This is a genomic window from Priestia sp. YIM B13489, from assembly GCF_042787645.1.
Classification (GTDB): domain Bacteria; phylum Bacillota; class Bacilli; order Bacillales; family Bacillaceae_H; genus Priestia; species Priestia megaterium.
The window spans coordinates 1,639,087-1,661,598 of the sequence record NZ_JBHZOQ010000053.1 but is presented as its reverse complement, the minus strand read 5'-3'; the positions used below and the strand labels follow the sequence as shown (position 1 = coordinate 1,661,598).

The 22,512-nt window shown below is 33.7% G+C and carries 27 protein-coding genes, 1 pseudogene and 1 other annotated feature; of the genes and pseudogenes, 10 read left to right on the top strand and 18 right to left on the bottom strand.

All coding sequences use genetic code 11. From position 1 onward, the window contains the following. The first annotated feature begins 41 nt into the window (after positions 1 to 41). Together ACFX4W_RS14370 and ACFX4W_RS14365 are read left to right on the top strand one after the other, a co-directional pair. On the top strand, positions 42 to 647 hold the full coding sequence (locus ACFX4W_RS14370; RefSeq protein ID WP_377559668.1) for a DedA family protein: 606 nt from the start codon (positions 42 to 44) through the stop codon (positions 645 to 647). A 24-nt stretch (positions 648 to 671) separates the two neighbouring features. Then, on the top strand, positions 672 to 1,463 hold the full coding sequence (locus tag ACFX4W_RS14365; protein ID WP_043978111.1) for an EcsC family protein: 792 nt from the start codon (positions 672 to 674) through the stop codon (positions 1,461 to 1,463). Between the two features lie 132 nt (positions 1,464 to 1,595). Here the strand turns inward: ACFX4W_RS14365 and ACFX4W_RS14360 are convergent, their stop codons facing one another. After that, a complete protein-coding gene (locus ACFX4W_RS14360; protein WP_377560538.1) occupies positions 1,596 to 2,900 on the bottom strand; it encodes an APC family permease in 1,305 nt (434 codons plus the stop codon). Between ACFX4W_RS14360 and ACFX4W_RS14355 the strand changes: the two are divergent. Continuing rightward, a pseudogene (locus ACFX4W_RS14355) lies at positions 2,841 to 2,987 on the top strand (spore coat protein); the annotation flags it as partial. The gene ACFX4W_RS14360 and the pseudogene ACFX4W_RS14355 overlap by 60 nt on opposite strands. Before the next feature lie 126 nt (positions 2,988 to 3,113). Continuing rightward, on the top strand, positions 3,114 to 3,521 hold the full coding sequence (locus ACFX4W_RS14350) for an STAS domain-containing protein (RefSeq protein WP_377559667.1): 408 nt from the start codon (positions 3,114 to 3,116) through the stop codon (positions 3,519 to 3,521). A 171-nt stretch (positions 3,522 to 3,692) separates the two neighbouring features. Here the strand turns inward: ACFX4W_RS14350 and ACFX4W_RS14345 are convergent, their stop codons facing one another. Next, on the bottom strand, positions 3,693 to 4,793 hold the full coding sequence (locus ACFX4W_RS14345) for a type II asparaginase (RefSeq protein ID WP_377559665.1): 1,101 nt from the start codon (positions 4,791 to 4,793) through the stop codon (positions 3,693 to 3,695). Positions 4,794 to 5,173: 380 nt separating this feature from the next. On the opposite strand from ACFX4W_RS14345, the gene ACFX4W_RS14340 reads away from it, so the two are divergent. Next, positions 5,174 to 5,512 (top strand): VOC family protein, encoded by a 339-nt coding sequence (locus ACFX4W_RS14340; protein ID WP_310320923.1) that lies wholly within the window; start codon positions 5,174 to 5,176, stop codon positions 5,510 to 5,512. Between the two features lie 213 nt (positions 5,513 to 5,725). On the opposite strand, the gene ACFX4W_RS14335 is transcribed toward ACFX4W_RS14340, so the two are convergent. From ACFX4W_RS14335 to ACFX4W_RS14315, 5 genes are all read right to left on the bottom strand, one after another. Next, the gene (locus ACFX4W_RS14335; protein WP_310320925.1) at positions 5,726 to 6,139 is read right to left on the bottom strand and encodes a MerR family transcriptional regulator; all 414 of its coding nucleotides are present in this window, start codon (positions 6,137 to 6,139) and stop codon (positions 5,726 to 5,728) included. Positions 6,140 to 6,238: 99 nt separating this feature from the next. Then, positions 6,239 to 6,982, bottom strand: a complete 744-nt coding sequence (locus tag ACFX4W_RS14330) for an SDR family oxidoreductase (RefSeq protein WP_377559661.1) — start codon at positions 6,980 to 6,982, stop codon at positions 6,239 to 6,241. A gap of 519 nt (positions 6,983 to 7,501) precedes the next feature. After that, positions 7,502 to 9,007: a CoA transferase gene (locus ACFX4W_RS14325; RefSeq protein WP_377559658.1), complete on the bottom strand. Its 1,506-nt coding sequence runs from the start codon at positions 9,005 to 9,007 to the stop codon at positions 7,502 to 7,504. 39 nt (positions 9,008 to 9,046) lie between these two features. Then, the gene (locus tag ACFX4W_RS14320; RefSeq protein ID WP_377559656.1) at positions 9,047 to 10,015 is read right to left on the bottom strand and encodes a 3-hydroxyacyl-CoA dehydrogenase NAD-binding domain-containing protein; all 969 of its coding nucleotides are present in this window, start codon (positions 10,013 to 10,015) and stop codon (positions 9,047 to 9,049) included. A gap of 45 nt (positions 10,016 to 10,060) precedes the next feature. Continuing rightward, on the bottom strand, positions 10,061 to 10,801 hold the full coding sequence (locus ACFX4W_RS14315) for an acetoacetate decarboxylase (RefSeq protein ID WP_377559654.1): 741 nt from the start codon (positions 10,799 to 10,801) through the stop codon (positions 10,061 to 10,063). 302 nt (positions 10,802 to 11,103) lie between these two features. Between ACFX4W_RS14315 and ACFX4W_RS14310 the strand changes: the two genes are divergently transcribed. Continuing rightward, complete coding sequence (locus ACFX4W_RS14310; protein WP_377559651.1) at positions 11,104 to 11,715, top strand: TetR/AcrR family transcriptional regulator; 612 nt, start codon at positions 11,104 to 11,106, stop codon at positions 11,713 to 11,715. Positions 11,716 to 11,912: 197 nt separating this feature from the next. Here ACFX4W_RS14310 and ACFX4W_RS14305 read toward each other — a convergent pair whose 3' ends face one another. Beyond that, complete coding sequence (locus ACFX4W_RS14305) at positions 11,913 to 12,293, bottom strand: DoxX family protein (protein ID WP_377559648.1); 381 nt, start codon at positions 12,291 to 12,293, stop codon at positions 11,913 to 11,915. 418 nt (positions 12,294 to 12,711) lie between these two features. On the opposite strand from ACFX4W_RS14305, the gene ACFX4W_RS14300 reads away from it, so the two are divergent. The 3 genes from ACFX4W_RS14300 (at position 12,712) to ACFX4W_RS14290 (ending at position 14,389) form a co-directional block, all read left to right on the top strand. Further along, positions 12,712 to 13,026: a hypothetical protein gene (locus ACFX4W_RS14300; protein WP_289522631.1), complete on the top strand. Its 315-nt coding sequence runs from the start codon at positions 12,712 to 12,714 to the stop codon at positions 13,024 to 13,026. Between the two features lie 421 nt (positions 13,027 to 13,447). After that, a complete protein-coding gene (locus ACFX4W_RS14295; protein WP_074898156.1) occupies positions 13,448 to 13,828 on the top strand; it encodes a UPF0715 family protein in 381 nt (126 codons plus the stop codon). Between the two features lie 132 nt (positions 13,829 to 13,960). Then, positions 13,961 to 14,389 (top strand): UPF0715 family protein, encoded by a 429-nt coding sequence (locus ACFX4W_RS14290; protein ID WP_377559644.1) that lies wholly within the window; start codon positions 13,961 to 13,963, stop codon positions 14,387 to 14,389. Between the two features lie 109 nt (positions 14,390 to 14,498). On the opposite strand, the gene ACFX4W_RS14285 is transcribed toward ACFX4W_RS14290, so the two are convergent. From ACFX4W_RS14285 to ACFX4W_RS14245, 9 genes are all read right to left on the bottom strand, one after another. Further along, positions 14,499 to 15,758, bottom strand: a complete 1,260-nt coding sequence (locus ACFX4W_RS14285; RefSeq protein WP_377559642.1) for an MFS transporter — start codon at positions 15,756 to 15,758, stop codon at positions 14,499 to 14,501. Between the two features lie 82 nt (positions 15,759 to 15,840). Further along, positions 15,841 to 16,093, bottom strand: a binding site (T-box leader). Positions 16,094 to 16,375: 282 nt separating this feature from the next. Next, the gene (locus ACFX4W_RS14280) at positions 16,376 to 16,639 is read right to left on the bottom strand and encodes a hypothetical protein (RefSeq protein WP_377559640.1); all 264 of its coding nucleotides are present in this window, start codon (positions 16,637 to 16,639) and stop codon (positions 16,376 to 16,378) included. 49 nt (positions 16,640 to 16,688) lie between these two features. Beyond that, the gene (locus ACFX4W_RS14275) at positions 16,689 to 17,471 is read right to left on the bottom strand and encodes a GNAT family N-acetyltransferase (protein ID WP_377559638.1); all 783 of its coding nucleotides are present in this window, start codon (positions 17,469 to 17,471) and stop codon (positions 16,689 to 16,691) included. Positions 17,472 to 17,608: 137 nt separating this feature from the next. Continuing rightward, positions 17,609 to 17,968, bottom strand: a complete 360-nt coding sequence (locus ACFX4W_RS14270) for a YunG family protein (RefSeq protein WP_377559636.1) — start codon at positions 17,966 to 17,968, stop codon at positions 17,609 to 17,611. A gap of 373 nt (positions 17,969 to 18,341) precedes the next feature. After that, entirely contained in the window at positions 18,342 to 18,653 is a 312-nt protein-coding gene (locus ACFX4W_RS14265; RefSeq protein WP_377559633.1) for a hypothetical protein, read from the bottom strand. Positions 18,654 to 18,672: 19 nt separating this feature from the next. Beyond that, the gene (locus tag ACFX4W_RS14260; RefSeq protein WP_318619311.1) at positions 18,673 to 19,080 is read right to left on the bottom strand and encodes a hypothetical protein; all 408 of its coding nucleotides are present in this window, start codon (positions 19,078 to 19,080) and stop codon (positions 18,673 to 18,675) included. Next, positions 19,077 to 19,289, bottom strand: coding sequence for a helix-turn-helix transcriptional regulator (locus ACFX4W_RS14255; RefSeq protein WP_251532103.1), 213 nt, complete (start codon positions 19,287 to 19,289; stop codon positions 19,077 to 19,079). The genes ACFX4W_RS14260 and ACFX4W_RS14255 overlap by 4 nt, the downstream gene beginning before the upstream one ends. 320 nt (positions 19,290 to 19,609) lie before the next feature. Next, positions 19,610 to 19,774 (bottom strand): hypothetical protein, encoded by a 165-nt coding sequence (locus ACFX4W_RS14250; protein WP_251532102.1) that lies wholly within the window; start codon positions 19,772 to 19,774, stop codon positions 19,610 to 19,612. 135 nt (positions 19,775 to 19,909) lie between these two features. After that, complete coding sequence (locus ACFX4W_RS14245) at positions 19,910 to 20,395, bottom strand: YrvL family regulatory protein (protein WP_377559631.1); 486 nt, start codon at positions 20,393 to 20,395, stop codon at positions 19,910 to 19,912. A 345-nt stretch (positions 20,396 to 20,740) separates the two neighbouring features. On the opposite strand from ACFX4W_RS14245, the gene ACFX4W_RS14240 reads away from it, so the two are divergent. After that, entirely contained in the window at positions 20,741 to 21,178 is a 438-nt protein-coding gene (locus ACFX4W_RS14240) for a hypothetical protein (protein ID WP_377559629.1), read from the top strand. Positions 21,179 to 21,262: 84 nt separating this feature from the next. On the opposite strand, the gene ACFX4W_RS14235 is transcribed toward ACFX4W_RS14240, so the two are convergent. After that, complete coding sequence (locus tag ACFX4W_RS14235) at positions 21,263 to 21,820, bottom strand: hypothetical protein (RefSeq protein WP_377559628.1); 558 nt, start codon at positions 21,818 to 21,820, stop codon at positions 21,263 to 21,265. Positions 21,821 to 22,512: the final 692 nt, after the last annotated feature.

Sequence of the window (22,512 nt, the reverse complement as noted above, 5' to 3'; positions counted from 1 at the left end):
GTTTTGCAGTCTTAGATTTAATGACATGAGGAGGAGAATTTTTGTTAGAGTCGGTTTTACTTTCTTTAATTGAAGCGCTAAAACAGCTCTCTTCTTTTGGCGTAATTCTAGCATTAACGTTTGAGTTTGTCCCGGCAGAGCTTGTTTTACCTTTAGTAGGGTATTGGGTGTACCAAGGTGATATGAACTTGTATCTGGCTATTCTTGCAGGTACAGTAGGCGGTGTTTGTGGACCGTTGACTCTTTATGCACTGGGACGTTACGGTGGACGACCGCTGGTTTTAAAATATGGAAAATACTTTTTGGTGAAAGAAAAAGAAATTGACGCCGCCGATCGCTTTTTTAATAAGTACGGCAGCGGGGTTGCTTTTTTTGGACGCTTTATTCCAGGAGTGCGCACGGCTATCTCTTTTCCGTGCGGGATGGCAAAAATGAATGTATGGCTGTTTTCTATTTATACATTTGTGGCGATGCTTCCAGTAACGGCTATTTACGTATATTTAGGATATAAGTTAGGACCTAAGTGGAAAGAGGTGGGGCCGATTGTGTCTCAATATATGCAGCCTATTGGAATCGGAATTGTTGTTTTAATTGCACTGTTTTTTATCATTAAATATGTGCGGAATAAACAAGTAGGGCAGAGCTGATAAATCGAGGAAAAGAGTGAGGATATGTCAGAGTATGAGCAGTTAAGAGTAGAGTTACGAAAAATTGAAAAGTGGGAGAAAGACCAAAAAGGACTTTTTTTCTGGGAGCGGCTGGCTCGTTTGCCTTTTTCAGCTTTAGATAAAGTAACGCCAAAGTTCATTCATCAAAAAATAGAAAAATTATTAGATGAAATTGCTAAGTATGTTGATAATGGAGGCCAGTATTTAGCTAATACGTCTGCCACGCTAGAAAAAGCATCAGCACAATTACAAGAAAAGAAACAGCTTTCGATAGAGGATATTCAGCATTTATCTCTGCAAGAAATGGATGAATTGGCAGAGCATTTTATTGAAGTCCGAAAAAAGAATGCACAGCTTCAAGGAGCTACAACCGGTATAGGCGGGATTTTCACACTAGCTATTGATGTTCCTTTTGTATTAGGGCTTACACTTAAGACACTGCAAGAAGTGGCTGTTTCTTATGGTTACGACCCCACTGAGCAAGAGGAACGAATTTTCATGGTCAAATGCATGCAGTTTTCGTCTTCTGACATTGTAGGGAAACGTGCGATTTTAGAAGAATTAGCAAGCGGAAATCGAACGCAGAGCTTGCAGCAGCTGCAAGGGTGGAGAGAAGTGTTTCTAACCTACAGGGACAACTTGGGCTGGAAAAAGCTGTTCCAAATGATTCCTATAGCAGGAATAGTATTTGGAGCGTATATTAACAAACAAGCAATTAGCGATATAGGGGAAGTTGGAATGATGCTTTATCGTAAAAGACGTATTTTGGAAAAAGTCTCACAATCGCAAAAATAAAAAGAGACTGGTACGAAAGTATTTTAGTTGAAGAAAAATCCGAACGAGTTTGATTCTTGGTTGAGAATCAAATACGTTCGGATTTTTCCATTGGTATAGTAAATGTAGCTTTCATGTGTTAAGTCTATTTCCTTAATCAAAATGAAAAGTAGGAATGGTAATAGTATTTTTTCGTCTGGCAATCAGTAAATAAATAATTCCGATTATACTCCATACAATACCGATAAATAAGGATGTTTTTTCTAAGTTAAGCCACATAAAAAATAAAAATAAGCTGCCGAGTAAAGGCATAAGTACATATGAAATATATCCACTGAGAGATCGTTTGTTTTGTTGAATAAAATAATGGATAAAAACCGCTATGTTCACTGAACTGAACGCAATTAAAGCACCAAAATTAATTAAAGAGGTAGCTTTTTCAAGAGACAGACCTAGTGAAATTAAAGAGAGGCCACCAATAATCACTACGTTCCAAACAGGCGTCTTTGTTTTAGGGTGAATATAGCCAAAAATTCCCCGAGGCAGATAACCATCTTTCCCAATTGCATAGAGAAGTCTTGATGCACTCATATGTGAGACAAGTCCAGAAGCAATAGTTGAAGTCAAGGCCGCTGCTACAAAAATAGATTGAAAAAGCTGGCCGCCAATTTTATAAGCGATCTCCGCTGATGCACCTTCTAAATCATGAAACAAAGAGGCTGAAGGGAAAAGAAGCTGCGCAGAGTAAGAAACCGTGATAAATAAGGCGCCTCCCGTACACGCAATAATAAGAATCCCTTTAGGAATGGTTTTCTCAGGCTTAAGTGTTTCTTCGGCCATAGTGGTTACAGCATCAAATCCTAAAAAAGAAAAGCATAAAATAGCTGCTCCGTTTAATAACAGAGATATAGAGGCCGATTCACTTATAAACGGTTTAAATGATAGCTCTTGGCCTTGAGTTGTAGCACTTAAAATAATAAAGATAATAGCGACTAAAATTTGAAAAGCAACTAATAGCGTACCAAAAGAAACGGTTAAATGAACGCTGAAAATATTTATTATGGTCATGATGACAACAAAGCTGATAATCCATACGGCCTTTGGAACACCTGGAAACAGAGAGCTTAGGTAAATATTTGTCAAAAGCGCATTAATCATTGGCAGAAATAGATAATCAAGAAGAGCCGTCCATCCTACCAAAAAACCAATGCTTGGATTCATTACTTGCTGTGCGTATGTATAAGAGGAACCAGCTCCGGGAAAAGCTTTTACCATCCTTCCGTAACTAATGGCTGTAAATAAAATAGCGATCAACGTGAATGCATAAGCGCCTGAAACATGTCCATCTGTTGATTCAGTTACAATGCCAAATGTATCAAAAACGGCCATAGGTNATACGAGACACTTATTCAAATACGTAATCAGGACGAGACACGCCAACGTAGTGTGTATGAGTATGCAAAACAAAAAAACTATTATCAACCAGCTGCTCCAGCAAATCCTACTATTGTACAACAACTTAAAAATCAATTACAACAAGGATAGAAGAAACTACCTAATGGTTAGGTAGTTTCTTCTTTACTCTGTATACGATACTCATTTCTAAGTAGCATAGTCACCGTTATCCGATTATGCAAAACCATTCAACATAATAGGTTTTTATAGGTGGATATGGAAGATTATACAGATAAAATCCAATCTGCTCAGTACGCTATAGATGAACTATCTATACCTGCAGTGCGTATAACAAAAGAAATTGGTGTAATTCCTCTTGTAGGGGAGATCGATACACATAGAGCTCAAATTTTAATGGAAAATGCATTGAAACAAGGTAATACTTACAAACTAAGTTGGTTAATTATTGATCTATCTGCCGTACCTATTATTGATACCATGGTTGCAGACCAACTTTTCAAAGTAGTTGCGGCTTTAAAACTTATAGGAATAGATGTTGTATTAAGTGGCATTCGCTCTGAAATTGCGCTTACAATGGTTCAGTTAGGTGTAAATTTAAATGACATCGTCACATTCAACAGTCTTTATGGAGCATTAAACTACATAAGCTCTCGAATGCAGTAGATATGAATAAGTATTTCACATATCAAAAAATGGTTTTAAGTCGAATAGTCTTGCCTATTATGGCTTAGAACGCTGACTTTATAATTAACATTATCATTTTAATAGTTAATTTATATAAATTAACCGAAGTAAATCCTTTGCTATGATTAGCAAAGGATTCTTTTTGATTTATTAATACTCATTAAAATATTCTTGAATTTTTTTAGGATCCTTTGTTTTAGTTAAAGCAAGCATTAAGAGAATACGCGCTTTTTGGGGATTCAACGAATCAGACGTAACAAACTTATCTTTGTCATCTGAGGCTTCATGCGTCACAACCCCACTTCCTACACGACTAGATCTAGTAATAACTACTCCTTTTTTTACAGCATCCCTAGCTCCTGCTAAAGCAGCATCAGATAGTAACCCATTTCCAGCTCCTGCGACTATTATTCCTTTTGCTCCTGCCTTTACAGCTGTATCATAAAAATATCTAGAATCATTTTGATATCCATATATGATGTCTACTTGAGGAAGCTTATCAAATTTTGACACATCAAATACTGATTGTGTTGTATGCTTACGAGTGGGTTCATTATAAAATAATACCTTATCTCCAGCTATTTCTCCTACGTATCCTTGTTCTGGAGATTTAAATGTATCGGCTGCCGTTGTATGGGTTTTCGTAATATAACGAGCTGCACCGATTCGGTCGTTAAGCGCTACTAAAACTCCTTTATTTCTTGCTTCTTTGGTGGTAGAAACTTTCACTGCATTATATAAGTTTAGTGGCCCATCTGCACTTATAGCTGTAGCTGGTCTCATTGAACCAACCACAACCACAGGTTTTTCACTTTTTACTACTAAATCTAGAAAATAAGCTGTCTCTTCCAAAGTATCCGACCCGTGTGTCACTACAATCCCGTCAACATCCTTAGAGGCTAATAAAGTATTAATTCGTTTGGCTAACTTTAACAAAATGGAGTTACTCATATTTTGACTTCCGATATTTACGATTTGTTCTCCACTCACATTTGCTACTTTTTTCAGCTGAGGAACAGCCTTAATTATTGTTTTAATATCAAGAGCTCCTGATTCGTATCCAGTTGTATCCGTGCTACTCTCAGAAGAACCTGCAATGGTACCGCCAGTAGCCAAAATCTTCACGTTCGGTAAATCGTTTTCTGCTGAATTTTTTACTGTCATTTTAGAAGCATTAACAGATGATAAAGTTCCAGAAAATAATATAACGCTTGATAAAAAGGTGATTCCTAATACCTTTTTTAGTTCCATATGTATTTATCTCCTTTTATACAAAAGATATTTTCTGGTATTTTTGACAAGTTACATGTAAAATATCCTAAAACTATTTTTAAATAAATAAAGTAACTCCCCAAAGCATTAGTAGCACTAGAGTCTGTTTTCTCTGTTGCTTACCTACTATAAGAGGAGCATATCAACCAATGCCGAGGTAGCTTTTTATTTTGTTAACGAAATTAAGCACCTTAAAAGTATTGAAAATATTTTTTAAGACTTTAGTAGTAAAAATCATCTGAAAAGACACATCTCTTGATGGATCATAAAGATTAAATATCTATATAAAATATAAGGTAAATGCAAAACGTCTATTGATTAGAACAGTTTAATATACTGATTTAAGAGAGGGTCAAAAAATGAAAATTAATCACCTCAATCTAACTGTTACAGATGTACCGGCTACTCAGAATTTTTTGGAAACCTATTTTGGTTTAACATGTAGGTCAAGTAAAGGAAAAGGCTTTGCAGTAATGTTGGACAATGATGATTTTGTGCTTACTTTAATGAAGGGCAATGAAGTCCATTATCCAAAAAGTTTCCATATTGGATTTTCTCAGAAAAATGAAGAGGAAGTAAACAAAATCAATCAAAGATTGAAAGAAGGAGGATTTAACGTGGAACCTCCAAAACAATTACATCGTTATACCTTTTATGTAGAGTCACCTGGAGGATTCCTAATTGAAGTATTCTATTAACATTATCACTTTTAGGTTAATGAGAACCTCTTCCAATTGAAAGAATATATAAGAAAGATTCTATTAGTCCTCATGAATTTGGGGGCTTTTCTTATATCTATCTTTATGCTACCCAGAATGATGCAATATCAGGTTTTATAACGACGTAACAATTTTCATGGAAGGATAAAAGAAGGAAAGTGGAAAAACAATAAATAATTTTAATTAATATTTTCACTCTGAATTCATTCGATTCTCAATACTTCCTTCTCTAGGACAAACTTTACTATGATCCATATCATTGCTGTACCAGTTAATTTTATGGTCAATCATTGCTTGATAAGACATCAATTGATTTATTTTTGAATTTATGTTTTCATTTTGTTTTTTAAGCATTGATATTCGTTGATCAATTGTTTCATCACCTCGCATTACAAGAGCTACAAATTCTTTTAAATCAGCAATGGTCATACCCGTGGCTCGGAAGCAACAAATATATTTAAGCCATTCAATATCTTTAGCTTCATAAACACGTCTGCCACTTTCATTTCGCTTAATAATCGGAGTAATACCTTCTTTTTCATAATATCGCAAAGTATGAATCGATAAGCCTGTTTGATCTGATACCTCACTAATTGTATAGCTCATAGTTAATACCTCCTGTCTCTTTATTATTTATTCCATATGATTATGGAATAAAGGCCCACTTACAAAAAAGTGAGCCACAAATATCAATATCTTTCTTTATTATATTTCCTGTTTAGTTGGTCTTACAATTATTTCATTGACAGCTATATTATCTGGTTGAGAAATTGCATATAAAATCGAATTAGCAATTGCTTCCGCAGGGAGTCCAAATTCCCTAATCTGTTCTTCAATACCTTTTTTAATTTCTTGATTGGAAATGCAATTGACCAATTCTGTATCCACTGCCCCAGGTGAAATAATTGTTGTACGAATATTATTTTCTACTTCTTCTTGTCGCAGTCCTTCAGTAATGGCCCTTACAGCAAATTTCGTACCTGAATAGACAGCACTTGACGGAAAAGCTATATGTCCTGCAACAGAAGAAACATTAATAATATGCCCTTGTTTTTTTCTTCTCATATAGGGGAGAACCGCAGCAATACCATAAAGTACACCTTTTACATTTACATCAATCATTTGTTCCCATTCTGTCACTCTTTTTTCATGCAAATAAGAAAGTGGCATGAAACCAGCATTGTTAATTAGAACATCAATCTTTCCAAACTTATCTAAAGTAAAACTTGCAAGTTCTTCTACCTCTTGTTGAGAAGCAACATCCGTTACTTTATATTCAACTATACCACCTTGTTGTTCAATTTCTGACTTAAGTTTTCGTAATCGTTCCTCACGTCTTGCTGATAGTACAACTTTAGCTCCTTTATTAGCAAGTACTTTAGCAGTTGCTTCACCGATTCCACTTGAAGCTCCAGTTAAAATAACTACCTTCTCTTCAACATTTAACATTACTGATCAACCCTTTCTATTCTTAAGATGTTTCTCAGTATAATACCTAGAGTGCGCTCTAGCACAAGAGCTTTATAAAAAATTCATTTTTGCTTAAAAGCAAAATAGTCCGCCTTTAATCGGCTTAACTAGCCTTCAGGATTTTTGTTTTTTAAACGAGAAAAAATATAAAAAAACTTTTGCAATTCTAAGAACGAATTGTTATTGAATCTAACTATGCATGGTTCGCCTATGGTGAGGTCTGTCCATTATAAACAGTCCTAAAAGGTACACCTTTTTAGACTATGTAGAATCAAATAACAGAACGTCTATTTAGTTAATAAAATAAACCTTTATGTACGTATAAAAAGTATTTTACCTTTATAGACAAAATGTCACATTCAATTTTAGTTAATATAAAGTTTATCACCGGAAATGAAAAGAGAACCCACAGAATTCATCAATTCCATGGGTTCAACCTGCTAGTAAAATACAAATGCAATTTTTGATTTTTTAATAAGGCCTCTAATTAATTAGTTATCACTTAGTGATCCATTCAGGTTTGCAAGAACCACGAGGTACAAGTACAGGTTCATATTTTCCAGGAGTCTCTGACATTTCAACCTGATCGGTAACTCCACGATATAAGCCTAATGGAGTTTCAGCTTCAAATAAATCCGGTGCAATAAACTCATGTTCCTCTGACGACCCTGCCGTTTTCTTCACAAATTGCTTATCAAAGATCCCCATTGAAAGGATCCATAAAGATACACGATCTAAAGAAACACGTACACGATAGCTACCACCTTCTTTTGCTCTTCTTTCCAATGCCATTAAAGCCCCTACTTCAAGTAGCCAAGAAACAGCATAATCATTCACAATAGAAATTGGAGGTAATTTCGGATTATCAGGTGAACCTTCAAGCGCCATTACACCTGTCACACATCCAGCTGTTTGATCAAATCCATTTCGATTTGCCCAAGCACCTTCTGTTCCATGTAAATTAACCGTGCAATGAATAATACCAGGACGAATTTGAGCACAATCTTCTGCTGATAACCCATATTGTTCAAGGAATCCGTAACGACGGTTCGCAAAGAAGATATCTGCTCCTTCTAATAGTTCTTCTACTTTTTGTTTACCTTCTGCGGCTCCTAGATCAAGTGTAGTAGAACGCATGCCGACATTTGAAGTGGCATATACCATATCATGCTCCCAATCTGTTGGGCGCCAAACGTTTAAAACATCAGCTCCATGTAAAGCAAGAGCTCGTCCAAAACCGGCTCCTGCAATAACATGAGAAAGGCCTAAGGCACGAATTCCTTCTAAAGGAGTAGAAGCATGGTTAGAAAGTGGCTCTGGATCACTTTCACCAATTTTTTCAATTTCAATAAGAGGAAGCTTCGCTACTTCTTCATAAGTAGGTTCTTTCATAAATTCTTCAACTGTACGTACCACCGGCATAACAATTCCTCGTTCAGCAGCAGCTTTCTCTAATTCATCTGCATTCCATTGATGAATTGCGTTAGCTACAGCTCCACGCTCCTCTGTACAATTTAAGAATTTTAGCGTTTCATGTTTAGAGCGTGGGTATGGATTAAGTGGCATTACCCATTTTCCATCTTTTGTTTGATAGAAACTAAAATCAAAAGGGTTATAAGGATCATTAGCAACGCCAGGCGCAAACCCATTTAGTCTTTCCCATTTTCTATCATAGAAAGGCGATAATCTTCGAAGCGCTTTACGCAAGTCCATATGAATATCTTGACCTTTCCCTCCGCGCATTCTCCAAATCTTAGAAACAGCAATTGATTTTGCCACTAAGGCAATTCCTGCAGCTGATGCAAGACGTAATGTACTTAGAGTAATAGGATCTTGTCCATAAAAAGTCACCTTTCCTCCACTGTCTTCCATCGATAATCCAACATCTTTTAAAACTGTATTTAACTCTTCATAAATATCAAAGTTATCAAGATTCGTTAATTTATTTTCATTTGCTTTCACAATAGCATCAGTAAGTTTTTTAACATCTGTATTTGTGGACATCGTAATCTCTTCCTTTTTAATATAATGTAAAAACTTTATTTACTTCTCCTCATTAAGTGCACGTAGCACAGATAATTGTCGACGATCACGCTCTTCTTCAAGCTGCTTTTCAGAAATGCTTCCATAACAAGAGACAGCCTGTTCAGATAATGCTTGAATCGTAGCCTCATCCAAATGTGGCTTACCAAGGTGATCCCAAAGTGCATCCATTCCTGGTCCTAAATGCTTGAGGAAAGCAGGGAACCCTCCTTTTCCACCTCCCAGGTGGAAAGTCAAGAATGGACCACCTGCTGCCCATCGAAGGCCAATCGAACTTGTTACAATTTCATCAAGATCCTTAATCGAAACAACTCCTTCTAATACCAAATGTATAGCCTCGCGAAATAAAGCTGATTGAAGACGATTTGCTACAAATCCAGTCATTTCTTTCTTCAATACAAGCGAGTTCTTGTCTAATGCTTTATAAAAAGTCACAGCTTTTTCAACAGCATCAGCAGATGTGTTCTTTCCAGGAACAATCTCAACCAATGGAACCAGGTGCGGCGGATTAAAAGGATGTCCAATTAACATACGCTCTGGATTTTCCATTTTTTCTGCGATATCACTTGCTTTTAAACCCGAAGAAGATGATAGTAATAATGTGTCTGTGGTCACGAACTGTTCGATTTGCGCATATAACTCCTGTTTAAAGTCGATGCGTTCAGGACCATTTTCTTGTACAACTGCTGTTCCATCAAGTGCGCGTTCAAGTTTTTTCTCAATAACTAATCGATCTGTAAGGCCTTCAGTTGGAAGCCCAAGTTCACGTAATGTTGGGATAATCTGTTCGATCCCCGTATGCACAACTTCTTCTAGATCAGGGCGCACATCATTTACTCGAACCTCTAAGCCTTTTGCAAGAAAATAGGCTGTCCATGAAATTCCAATAACACCAGCGCCAATAACTGTAACAGGGTTGAATCTACGTAAATTCTCAGGTAACTGAGGACTTTTAGTTTTTATATTCATGCTCATTTCTTTCCTTTCTAATTAGGTTTGCCTTCTCTATAATGATTACTTGTTTGCCAGATAGTCGTGTACAACACTTGGAGAAGCCAAGGTAAGATCTGTAAGAATGTGAGAGGTAGACACAACCTCGCGCACAGGCAAATCTGACATTGGTGCAAGGGCATGTGCAAACAACTCTAAGCGTGCAGGACCTGACCAAGCTCCATGAATGGTGATATCTGTAATTTGACTACGGACAAGTTCACAAATTCTTGGGTATCCATCATACCCTGGCATCTTTTTGATCATATAGTTAGGCTTGCAAATTTCTTTACGAGCCTCGGATAAATCCAGAGGACAGTGTTTATAACCCATCGTCGCAGTTGCCACTCTCAAAGAACCATAGTCGAGAGTACCTACTAATGTATCGGAATCCACAAATAAACTAGGTTTACCCAACTTTTTAGGATAAGCACCTATCTCTCTTCCAGAAGCGATAGCAGGATGGCTATCTACATACATAGCATGCAGATATTCGCCTTCCTCACCGTTAAAGCTTACAGGAATTACTTGCCCACACTCTGTATAAGAACCCAATCCAGTTACATCAGGCATCTTCATAATCTCAAAACGAACGAGTGGATCCGTAATCTCTAAAGGTTCAGGTACTATTTTTCGTAAACTATCTATATCTGTGCGATATAAAATATTTAGATATTCTCGATTATGAAATCGATAAGGACCTACCGGAAATGCTGGAGCACCTAATGGTGTAGTAAACTGTTTTATTACTTCGTCTTGTTGCATGTATGCTCACCTTCCTTGTTAAATTAAAGCTTGATTTGCTATTTCCGTGGATATGCTGGTTTATTCCCACTTAAATAACCAGTAACTAGGAAATTTCACTAAAACATCATGTTGTTTAACTCTCTAAGTAAATAATGATTAACTATTTTTGAGAATTTTGTTGCTAAAACAACATTTGTCTTAAATAATTATAACAAGGGCGTTTATAATAACAAGAATCAATAAACAGTGAAATGTTGCTTAGGCAACACCTAGCTAAAATACTGTTGCAAAAATACAAAATTAATTTATGGAGGTTTATTATGGTAAACAAAAAAGTGGACCCTCGAGTACAACGTACTCAAAATCTTCTGCGAGATGCTTTGATTGAGTTAATAGATGAGAAAACGTATGAAAAAATTACGATACAAGATATTACCACCCGTGCAACAGTCAATCGTGCAACCTTTTATCGTCATTTTCTAGACAAAGACGAGTTACTAAACCAAAGCATAGATAAGATGCTCAAAGAGCTGTTTGGGGAGGCATCGAAATTTTACAGTGTAAGTAAAAATGTTGATGAATTGCAAAAATATGTAGCTTCACATATTTTTGAACATATCGCTCGACACAAGAAATTTTTTCAAGTTATGCTTATAGGAAAAGGAATTCCTAACTTTATACATTATTTAAAAGGATTTTTGTTTGAATTTTACGATCATGCAATTTCAGAAGCGAATTTAGTAGAGAATGAACTTCCTGTTGCTAAAGAGATGGTCGTTAGCTATATTTCTGCTGCTTATATCGGTGTTATTTCTTGGTGGTTAGAAAATGATATGTTAGAATCCCCCTCTTCTATGGCTCAACAAATGATCCAAATAAACACTCAAGGTCCTATTCAACTATTAAAAAAATATCAAAAATCTGAGTTATAATATAATTTTTCTCAAACAAAAAAACAGCTAAGATTCAGTCGCTTTTTCTGTTTTCAAACTGTATAAGCTATACAACTTTAGTTACTATAATGTGGATTATAAGAATCAAAAGCCCTTAGAATTAATGATTCTAAGGGCTTTTGATGGATGTGAGTTTGAAAAACAAGAATGTTTTAAATATCTATTTGTATAATCAATTATCCTTCTTTAATTATTGATTTCTGTTTTAAAATTGCTTGATTTCTTATAAATACAATAATGTTTAAAATAAGAACTACTAAAGGCATTAGAGCCATTAATCCTTGTCCAGCATTAAAAAGAGTGAATATCGCACCTATCATGATTAGCCCTAATCCTCCAGAAGCAGCTATTGCAAGTTTTGGCTTCCAATAACCAATAAATAGTCCAAATGCACCCAAGACTTCAAGAATACCAATAGTATACATAAACCCTAGTGAAAAATTGTAGACCTTTGTAAATTCCTGCACCACCGTATTATTACCTGTTAATTTCATAATTCCAGATAATAAAAAATCAATAACTAATAGTCCCTGGATAATTCTTGTAACCCACTTCATAACAGACACCTCCTATAATATTCTTTGTTAAAGTTACTTTGAAAATATATGCTAGATGATTTGTATGTATGTTGCAGACGTTTTTTATTTAAATAAGGAACTTCATCGATACTCATAGAACCTAAGTAGTAATTGTCTATATGAATAATACCTAATAATTTGAGCAAACTACCCAAGACGCCGTGAGGCATCATAAAATAACTCTCCATTCCTTACGGGTGCAGAAAAAGCCACTGATTAGGTCCAGTGGCTTTTCTTGTTTTCAGACTGTATATGCTATACAAAGTTAGTTAACATAACCACCATTTCAGGAACAAAAAAAGAATTACAGAATAGTTCCTTGTTCACTCCCCATAATCAATTAGTGTTATATGAATAGATATAATATAATAAGAACAAAAAGGGAGAAATATCCAATATGAAAAAGCGTTTTTGGAGTTGGGGAATCCTTATTGTGGTTATTATTTCTCTAGCTGTTGGTATACCTAGAATAACAAGTAATGAAGCAAGTTCTTTGAGTTCGCCAGAAGAGAAAAAGCAAGTGAAACAACTTGAAAAAGAGTTTCATCAATGGTCACTTAGACCACTGGATAAATTCATGGTGCAAGGTTATGAGGTTAAACCCAATGGACACCAGTGGGACTCAGTAAAACAAAAGTCAGTTAAAAATTACCGTGTTACCTATTACACATTTTTTGGAATCCGTTATGTAGAAGGGGAAATGGGGAGTTAGTAGAACGAGAGGTAAATTTTTATGATTGCCCTTCAGTTAACAAAAGCGTCTATTCAAATTGTTAAATGATTTTACTTTCTGGGCTTATTGTTTATGAAAATAAAGTGAGAGGACGAAAGAAAAAAATGAAGTTGTTTTATAAAATTCCAAACCTAAAGATTGATCAACTCCTTCGAATATTAAGAAAAGTATTTTATGTATCAGTAGAAGCAGTGATTATGACCATGCTTGTTATCAAATCTTTTACTGTAGCATATGAGAGTGACATCAATCTAATTTTCACACAGCTTAATGAAATAAAAGCTTCCATTGGTGGATTTGGGGTTAACAAACAATTATTTTGGTTTATTATAAAGTGTAGTATTTATACAATCATTTCATTCGATTTCTACTTATATCTCAAAAGAAAGAGAAAATTTTTATGATTAAAAAATATGTACTGACTACATTTCTATCCTCAATTTGCTTATCTTTATTGTATTTAATTACTGAATACGGAGTGGAAGATCTTGTTTCACCTGCATTGCCAGTTAGCATAATTATAAGCACAGTAGTTTACGTCATTTTATATACAGTTTTTGGACTACCTGCATCTCTGCTTTTAACTAAAAAGTTACCCAGATTCAGTATAATAAGTTTACTGTGCTATTTATTAATATCTTCTATTGTTTACTATATTTTTTATACTTTAACATATAACCTGACTTCATTTATAAAAAACTATGAGGTCTATATTTATATAGTTAGTACATCAATCGTTTATTGGTTTTGGGAAACTATTCTAGTCTCAAAACCTAGTTAGTAAAAATAAGCATTTTACCTATTTTCAAGTTGTATATACATATACATGGTTAGTTTACATAGTGGATGTTATCGGAAATAATTCCCCTTAAGTAATTGTTTCCTTTTCATTCATGCATTATAGTAACAGTACGTGCTTGACTATAGACAAGAAGGGCGTGCTCAATCATTGACATTTAAAGATTTTTTTCCATATCATATATTAACAGTCATTTGTTCTAGTGTTTCTTATGCCATATTCATGGTAATCATCGAACCTAGTTATAGAGCTATTATTGCATGTTTCATTATTCCATTTGTTACACTCATTCCTTACTCTATTGCTGCAGTACCCTTGCAGTTTCTTCTAAATAAGTGCCCAAAAAGGTTTAATATCTTTTATTTACTAATATATTGTGTCATGGCAATCGTTTTTCTTTATGTTTCTTATAAACTTGAGGGAGGGTGGTCTACACCAATATTTAATCCTAGGAGGATGATTGTGTGGGCAATCGGTGCAGGGATTACATACTGGTTGTGGGATTCTGTCATTATGCAAAAATACGAATATCCTTATTATTAAAAATTAAAGCTGACTCATTAATTAACTAATTTACATAACAGGTATTATCGGAAATAAAAAAAGGATTTCCGATTTGATATTATCTACTCTCATATAGTAAACAACAAATTTATTGAAATGAATCTTTAAGTTCGGATGAAGTAGAATAGAATTTAGCTTTTGATGATTGAACACTGCTGATAAATAGGACAATAGATACCAAAAACATTATAAATGCTCCTGAAACTACAACAAATCGTATAGATATAAGCTCAGAAGAAATACCAAAGATTGCAGTAACAACAATAATTAAAAAAGCCTCAATAAGCCCGTAAATACTTACAACTCTCCCCATCATATCAACAGGTATATTGTTTTGATAAAACGTGTAAAAACCAGTGTTAGCAAAGGCAGTAGCAAATGACAAAACAAAAACTCCTACAGCTGCTATAAAAAAGGTATTAGAAGATGTAAAAACCATATAACCTACTGCAGTTATTAAAGAGCCCATACCAATTAGCCATGAAGTAGGTGTTTTTTCAATAATTATTGCATTGGAGAGAGAACCTGCTAATACTCCTGCTCCAGCAATACTAACTAAGACTCCATATTCACCTTCAGATAAGGAAAGTATTCTGGTTGCAAAAGCAGCTTCCAATGAATCTGTAGCTGTCATCATGACTATCATCGTACTAAACAAAAGATAAATCATCATGATATATAGATATTTGCGGCTAAATCCAATAACAAGCTTCCAATCATCTTTTAATACCTTAAGAGATAATTTTGGTGTCTCTGGTATTTTTTCTACTTCTGCGGAGGATTCAACATTAGGCATGCTCACTGTGATTAATGCAGATAAAAATAAAGCTGCAGCATTAATATAAATGGCCATATTAGGCGTACCAATTGTAAACATCATTCCTGCTATTGCTGGTCCAGTCAAAAAGGCTCCGGAATCAAGTAGACTACGCAAAGAATTGAAACGTTTTCTTTGTCCTGTTGGTATTAACTTCGTGATATAAGTTACTGATGTTGAGTGATACATAGAGCTTGCTATTGTAATAAGAAAAACCATACCATATATGAATTCTAAAGAAGAGAAAAAAGGTAATAATGCAATTAGTACAGTCTGAAAGATATTTAGTGCTATCATGAGATATTTTTTATTTAAACGATCTACAAGGCTGCCTGACCAAATATTAGTAAACAACGTTGATAAAGCTCTAATAATATATAAACCAGAGACAGCAATAGCAGACTCTGTTATGTTAAGAACGATAAGGTTTAGAGCGATAAAGTAAACCCAATTTCCAACACTTGAAACACCAATGCTAAATAATAAGATAGATGGATACCGCCAAGTTTCCAATGTTTTTTTAAAACTCAATTGAATTCCTCCTAAAATAGAATCAGATAGAACGCAAAACTTGAAACAAAATAAAAAAATCCCACCCCCAAGACTAAAATGTCTTGGGGACGAGATTATAGATCGCGGTACCACCCCAGTTTATTAATATGTCGCCATATTAACCTTATCAGGTACAACAAAAATGCTTATACCCTAGCTCTGTAACGGGAGCACCCGTCACACTATCCCCCTATAGTGGGTTCCAATGTGCTGCTCAGAGTCTTGGTTCAATAAAAAAATTCTAACCCTTTTTCAGCTACCAGGGTTCTCTGTATAGAATTTACTTTATTTACTCTTCTCTTCGTCGCTTTTAATTTCATATATATTAGCATTATTGGGTATATATTGTAAATATGTTTTTTGTATATCCTATACAACCTTAGTTACCATAATCAATATTCTAGATAGTAAAAAAGGTGAGAAGGTATTTTGAAGTTAACAAAATACCTTCTCACCTTTTTTTCTTACTTAACAAAACAACGATCCATATTAAAGCAATCGTATTGATTAATTCCAATAAAGGGCTAATCCTTGCTAAAAATAAACTAACAACATTCCATAACATTTGCTTTTCACAACCTTCCAATCCAACATTCTTACCAGTTATACCAAATAAAAAACCCAGCTATTATTAAAGGAAAACAGGCCATCAATACTCCATAAAAGGAGAACTCGAATTTCTCTGGATTACCCATATAAGACCTCATTCCTGCTCTATCTAGACTCGGCTTTTCAATTTCTGATTCCTTTTTCTCCTTATCGGACATACTAATCACTTCTCTTCCAAATGATATAATTACTATTTTGTTAGAAAATGGATTTCCCAGGTGTTGTATACCATATTCAATTTCAGTTAACATAATACCAATTCTCTGCACAAATAAAGAAAGCCCTATGATAGAGGGCTTTTCACTTTAATACATATAGAGCGTAATTCTCTTCATTAGAAAATCCAAGTTTATTGGCTAACACTTTCGATGATTCATTGTTGTTATCGCAATCCCAAGCAGGTACAACATTTTTTTCTACACATTTATTTATAAACTCTTGACCTACTATCCTTCCTAGTCCTTGTCCTCTATAGTTAGGATTAGTAACAATATCTATTTCAGCTATTTTTCCACTATGAAATATAGACACACATTCAGCTATAATATTTTCTTTATGGATAAGACAAACTCCTAAGCCATTTTTAAGAAAATTACTCTCTGATCCCCAATATTCCAACATATATGGTTCATTGAAATTCTCACTTTCCCTTAAAGTATCGGAGTTAAAATCTTTTAACTCATAGAGATTAGATAGGGTGTATTTAGAGTCGACTCCTGAAGAAATAAATCTATATTTGGAACGTATCATTTTCTTTACATAAGTTTTGAAAGTTTCGTCAAAAAAAGTCTCCCACTCAGTCGAAGGAGTAAAAACAGTAAACCGTTTTTCCTTACCGTAAATGTTCTCAACAAAATAGCGATAGAAAGATTTATTAAACACCAAGTCATTTACTTTACCAAATACATGATACACACCCGAACATGTTCTAACAAAACCTGATGATGGCTCTATAACATCATTTACGTACACAGATCCTTGAATAACATGATTAACGACAGAAAAAGCAAATGTGGGAGTCTTACACGACTCTTTTAAAATGTTATGTATCTTACAGTAATCTTTTGATTCTAAACAATGCACCTTTATCTCACCCCCCTCAATAAAGTACAACTGTCTTAATTATACAAGTGTATAGGGTATACATCTTTAGTGAACATAATGTAATTTACAGAAACCTTTGCTATAAATAAATCATTCCAATTTTCTAATCTCTATATTTATAAAAGATGCTCATTTAGGGAAGATAGTTCATGATATACTTTTTTTCTCAGTGCGTTATATTGATGTAAATTCGTATCTGAAAAAGCTTCTTCCCTACTAGAAGGAATATCATCATATTCAATTGCCTCTGGAAATTGTTCTTCCGTAAAGTCGTAACATGCACCATTGAGCTTATTATAGAAATGCCAGCCTCCTATACACTTAGTCTTTAATATTTCGCCCCCAAGTAAATCATTTACTACTAAAGCAGTTACGCCACATTGTCCTATTGCAGGGTTTTCCCTGGTCCATTTGGAGCTGGATTCAAGCGACCAAGACTTATATAATGCATTTCTTACACTTTCAATACTCACCATAATGAACGGATCTCCTTTTATGAAAAATTAACTAGAATTATATAATAATCTTCATTTTAATTAACACAGCAAAAACCCTAGGTAGTAAATAAAAGAAGCTATGTAAAAAAGCTTCTTAATCTAATTCTATATTTTTTTAAGGAGCAAACAAGTGAGGTAGTAAGGTTCCTAAGGACAAAACAACTAATAATCCTGTAATCATTATCCAAACAACTCTACCAAAATTTTTAACTTGCATAAAATAAGAAATGATAAACAATGCAATTACAATATACGGTAGACTATTACTTCCTCTCAAAATTACTAAATTCATTGAAACAATAATAATTATCCCTGCTATGATATTAAAAATGTGTATTTTCTTCATTTTTAGTTATACTCCAAAAATTAGAGTTCCAAATATATTATAAAAAATTGGTACTAAGAACATTACAATATTAAAAATAATCCCCCATAAGGAAAGTTTACCTTTGTTTATTCTATATCCAATAAAGCCTATAATCGCTCCAATTGGAGCCAAAACTAGAGGCATAACTATCGGTAGTCCTTCTAATTTATCCAACGGGATTAAACCAGTTAGAAAATTTAATACTAATGCTGCTAATACGACTGCGAATGCAATTGAAGTTCCACCTAATACACTGCTTTTCCCTTGTTTTTTTACTTCTACGTTGCTGTTTACCATTTAAAGTTCCTCCAGTTTATTATTCAAAATAAGTAAGATATGCTTTCGTACCGTAGTAAATTACAATATTTAAAAAGACAACTGTTACTAATGCGTATACAGGGCTAAATATCTCTAACCCAAACGAACCAAAAAAGAAGAATAATAATGCCAAGAAGCCCATATTTGACCAACACGTAATATAACCCACCTTATATTTGATCATTTGATCTCTTTCGTCTTCTTCATCCTCCTTTGACCACTTTTTTCCTTTTTGAATCTGAATTGCATTAACTATCGTTAACACACCCAAGAAAATTGTGATAAAAGGTAACACCCAAGATAAAATTCCTGGCTCTCCGGCTTCCATTTTCCATATGTGAAAAGTGGTTTCCATTAATAAAAGGCTAATTGCTATTTTGATTAAAAAGTTGTAAAGATAGTTCAATCTTTCTTCACCTCTGTAAATATGTCCTCAACCGTACAGTTAAATGTTTTGGCTAGTCTCATAGCTAAACCAACACTAGGCTCATACTTTTCTCGTTCAAGAGAAGCAATTGTTATTCTTTTCGTTCCTACCTTTTCAGCTAGTTCAGTTTGAGTCAATCCTGCGGTTTCCCTACGTGCTTTTACCTTATTTGTGGTAACGATCTTCATTTCATTTAGGACCCCTCATTCCATTTTGAATTACTAAGTGTATAGTATTCTATATATTATGTGTATAGAATACTATACAATGGCTAGTTATGTAAAGAAAATATTACCTATTTATATAAAATAAACCATTAGTGGTAAAATACTAATGTGTATTCTCGTTTTAAAGAATTTTTATGAATGTAACATAGAGATTTAGTTACCATACTCACATTTCTCGTTAGTAATATAAAAAGCAGCACATCATATTTGATGTGCTGCTTTTTATGAAATTAATTTATAATACTATAAGAATATTAACGTTTATTTTCCTATATTGTTCGCTAAGGCATAAACGTTCCGCCAAAAAAATAACTCACTACAACGAGAAGTACAGCAAATAAAATGAACAAGAACCAACCTCTAGCATATGTGTGTGATTCTTGTTTGTTTTGTATTTTTTCTCTGTATTTTCGTTGGACATCATGATGTTTCGATATCTTTTTCATTAACATCCACCTCTTGAATAGTTAACAAACAATTGGAGCCAGTGTTATGAAATATAAAACATAATGTACGTTCTCTTTTTTCCTTAATACTTTCTGTTAGGTTAAAATAACCTTTGCACTAGCCTCCCACAAACCTCAAGGAACCAGTGAGCTCTTATTACTTTCCCCGTTGCTATTCATATCCATTACCACTTCTAACAAAAAGAGGAGAAACACAGCTATAAGCTCAGTTATAGAGGGAATAGTAATGCTTCTAATTAATTCATCAGCAGTATGTATAGCAAACCAAGAAAAGCTACAATCAATGACCAGTCTCACGAGGAATTTTCTTTTAGAATTTCTAATTTGTTGAGAAAATGTATTAATAAGAAATATTGATAGTAAATCAACTATAAATCCAATAATAAAAAATAGTAAGAGGAATATTAATAGAGATAGAAATGAGTCGTATTGTACCCCAAATATTTTAAATAAACCAATAAATCCAAACACAAATGCTCCTAGCATTAATGAAATAGCAATAATAACAATTAAAGTTATAAAAATAACAGTAAATGCTTTAGCAAAAAAATTAGATATATTGTGAGAGAGTCCAGTTTTCTTTGCTTTCAAGTTAAACATTCACACCCCTTGCTGCTAATTTTTCTTTAATGTATTTATCCTAGCCAATTGTGCGTATAAGCTAGTATTCCTAAGATGGCTCCAATTCCAGCTCCAAATAAAGTAGACTTTACTAGTTTTAATTTATTCTTATTATAAGTCATAAAAAACCTCCTTTTATCCAATTATATACAAAAATGGTTTTTAGTAAATGAATCTCTTTAAACGATATAATTAATATGTATATACATCCTTAGTTAACATAAAACGGCTTAGAGGAATCAATATTTTCATTATGGCTTAATCCATGTTTTAACAAAAACAGGGAAATATTACATAATCAAGTATAAAGAAAGTGGAGATAAAATGGAATTTACTCAAGCTGAAGTTAAAAATAAAAAGAGAAGAAAGCTGCTATCTTTTAAACTTTTAGGTATCATCTTTATCGTTTTAATTCTATATGTGATCTACTGGATGGATTTTAAAGAGACCCCTTTCCTAACAAGTGAATCTCCTAATAAGGTTAATCAAGTAGAAATTGATGAATATGGGAACAGTTTATGGAACGGTCCTCATAAGGTAAATATCTACTTTAAAGACCAATCTAGAACGATAGTAGATAAAGAACAAATCGAAGTAGCAAACACTATGAGACAAAATGGCCAAGATCAATATAAACTTGATTGGCAAAGCGATCAGCAAGTTAAAATAACCATGAGATATGAACATAAAACGGAAGTTATTCGATATAACTTTAGTACACAAGAAATCAAACGCAGCTCTGCACTTGAGCAAAATTTTTAACTTGGCAAGAACTGATACATAAAACAAAAAGAGCCTTTCCAGGCTCTTTTTGTTTAAATTCACGATATTAAAAAACATTTATCACTAATTACTTTCAGATTCTCCATAAAAGGCGTTAGCAGCATAGTCAACATCTTTTGAGTGCTTACCTCCAGCAAAGTGTGAATAGCCACTTTTTCCTTTCTGTTGTGTATGACCGTTCATAATATCCTCTATATCCTGTAGAATGCTCTGGGCATCAGATAATTTTTCACCATCTGGAGCTTCATAAATAAAAATACTATACAGACCGACTACATTTTGTATATCTTTGCGTATTTTTTCATTATGAATATTATAAGTTTGATCTGCAATTAACTTTTGGTCTTTAATTAACTGTGAACGATTAGTCTCTACAAAACTGGTTGCTTGTTCTTCTGTATAACTATCCATCATATTTGACAGAGAGTTATTAACTTTACGAATAGCTTTCTTTACATTATCATCTTCACGGTTTGCTATATCCATCTTTTCATTAACCTGGGCTGCTTTAGTTTCCATAGCCTCAGATTTACTGTCCATAAAATTAAGGATATTTACGGCACCGAAAATTAACAACCCTGTTACCACTATACATACAAATAGCAATCTTAAGTTTTTCATTATTTTCTCCTCATACCTGTAATGACTTTCTTTCTGTAAATATGTAATATATTACAAAACTAGATTAATTTTATCATAAAAGTCATTTTATGAATTGAATATATTGTAAAACGCTAGTTACCATAATGTGATTTCTAGATAGTAAATAAAAAAGAAGCTCTCTAAAAGAGACTTCTTTTTAACCTTTATCGAAGCTTTTTATTTTTAAAAGAATACGTTACTGAGTTAATGAGACATAAGGCCACTATTATTAAAAACATATAAGTTGAAATCCTATCTCCTGATAGATTAAGATCATCTACAATTATCCCTTCTAAGAAAAGGATTAAGCCTGAAATGAATAAACTAATGATTGCTATAGTGATTACATGCAAACCAGTAACTAATTGCTTCTTATTTTGCATTAAAATTGTGATGAACAAAGCAAACAATACAACAATGAAAAATATAAATAATGGTCTTGAATACAAAAGGCTTATAGCTCCCTCACTATTACTCCATATATACATATTAAACCTCCACTACTACCTTTATTTTTCCATTTTATCAATAATATTGATTTAAATCACTATGTATATATGCTTTTAGTTAACATAAAACGTATTATCAGAAGCAAAACACATGAATAAAATTTAATAATCGTATATATCATTTCATAAGGAACTGCCAAAGGTTATAGGGGGTCAAAAATA

Coding starts and splice junctions, on each gene's coding strand:
- ACFX4W_RS14250 (WP_251532102.1), bottom strand. CDS start 19,774: ATGAAAAAGATATCGAAACATCATGATGTCCAACGAAAATACAGAGAA.
- ACFX4W_RS14310 (WP_377559651.1), top strand. CDS start 11,104: ATGGTAAACAAAAAAGTGGACCCTCGAGTACAACGTACTCAAAATCTT.
- ACFX4W_RS14365 (WP_043978111.1), top strand. CDS start 672: ATGTCAGAGTATGAGCAGTTAAGAGTAGAGTTACGAAAAATTGAAAAG.
- ACFX4W_RS14335 (WP_310320925.1), bottom strand. CDS start 6,139: ATGAGCTATACAATTAGTGAGGTATCAGATCAAACAGGCTTATCGATT.
- ACFX4W_RS14320 (WP_377559656.1), bottom strand. CDS start 10,015: ATGAATATAAAAACTAAAAGTCCTCAGTTACCTGAGAATTTACGTAGA.
- ACFX4W_RS14265 (WP_377559633.1), bottom strand. CDS start 18,653: ATGGTAAACAGCAACGTAGAAGTAAAAAAACAAGGGAAAAGCAGTGTA.
- ACFX4W_RS14255 (WP_251532103.1), bottom strand. CDS start 19,289: ATGAAGATCGTTACCACAAATAAGGTAAAAGCACGTAGGGAAACCGCA.
- ACFX4W_RS14235 (WP_377559628.1), bottom strand. CDS start 21,820: ATGAAAAACTTAAGATTGCTATTTGTATGTATAGTGGTAACAGGGTTG.
- ACFX4W_RS14295 (WP_074898156.1), top strand. CDS start 13,448: ATGATTAAAAAATATGTACTGACTACATTTCTATCCTCAATTTGCTTA.
- ACFX4W_RS14270 (WP_377559636.1), bottom strand. CDS start 17,968: ATGGTGAGTATTGAAAGTGTAAGAAATGCATTATATAAGTCTTGGTCG.
- ACFX4W_RS14240 (WP_377559629.1), top strand. CDS start 20,741: ATGGAATTTACTCAAGCTGAAGTTAAAAATAAAAAGAGAAGAAAGCTG.
- ACFX4W_RS14315 (WP_377559654.1), bottom strand. CDS start 10,801: ATGCAACAAGACGAAGTAATAAAACAGTTTACTACACCATTAGGTGCT.
- ACFX4W_RS14330 (WP_377559661.1), bottom strand. CDS start 6,982: ATGTTAAATGTTGAAGAGAAGGTAGTTATTTTAACTGGAGCTTCAAGT.
- ACFX4W_RS14325 (WP_377559658.1), bottom strand. CDS start 9,007: ATGTCCACAAATACAGATGTTAAAAAACTTACTGATGCTATTGTGAAA.
- ACFX4W_RS14300 (WP_289522631.1), top strand. CDS start 12,712: ATGAAAAAGCGTTTTTGGAGTTGGGGAATCCTTATTGTGGTTATTATT.
- ACFX4W_RS14280 (WP_377559640.1), bottom strand. CDS start 16,639: ATGTTAACTGAAATTGAATATGGTATACAACACCTGGGAAATCCATTT.
- ACFX4W_RS14350 (WP_377559667.1), top strand. CDS start 3,114: ATGGAAGATTATACAGATAAAATCCAATCTGCTCAGTACGCTATAGAT.
- ACFX4W_RS14340 (WP_310320923.1), top strand. CDS start 5,174: ATGAAAATTAATCACCTCAATCTAACTGTTACAGATGTACCGGCTACT.
- ACFX4W_RS14345 (WP_377559665.1), bottom strand. CDS start 4,793: ATGGAACTAAAAAAGGTATTAGGAATCACCTTTTTATCAAGCGTTATA.
- ACFX4W_RS14245 (WP_377559631.1), bottom strand. CDS start 20,395: ATGTTTAACTTGAAAGCAAAGAAAACTGGACTCTCTCACAATATATCT.
- ACFX4W_RS14305 (WP_377559648.1), bottom strand. CDS start 12,293: ATGAAGTGGGTTACAAGAATTATCCAGGGACTATTAGTTATTGATTTT.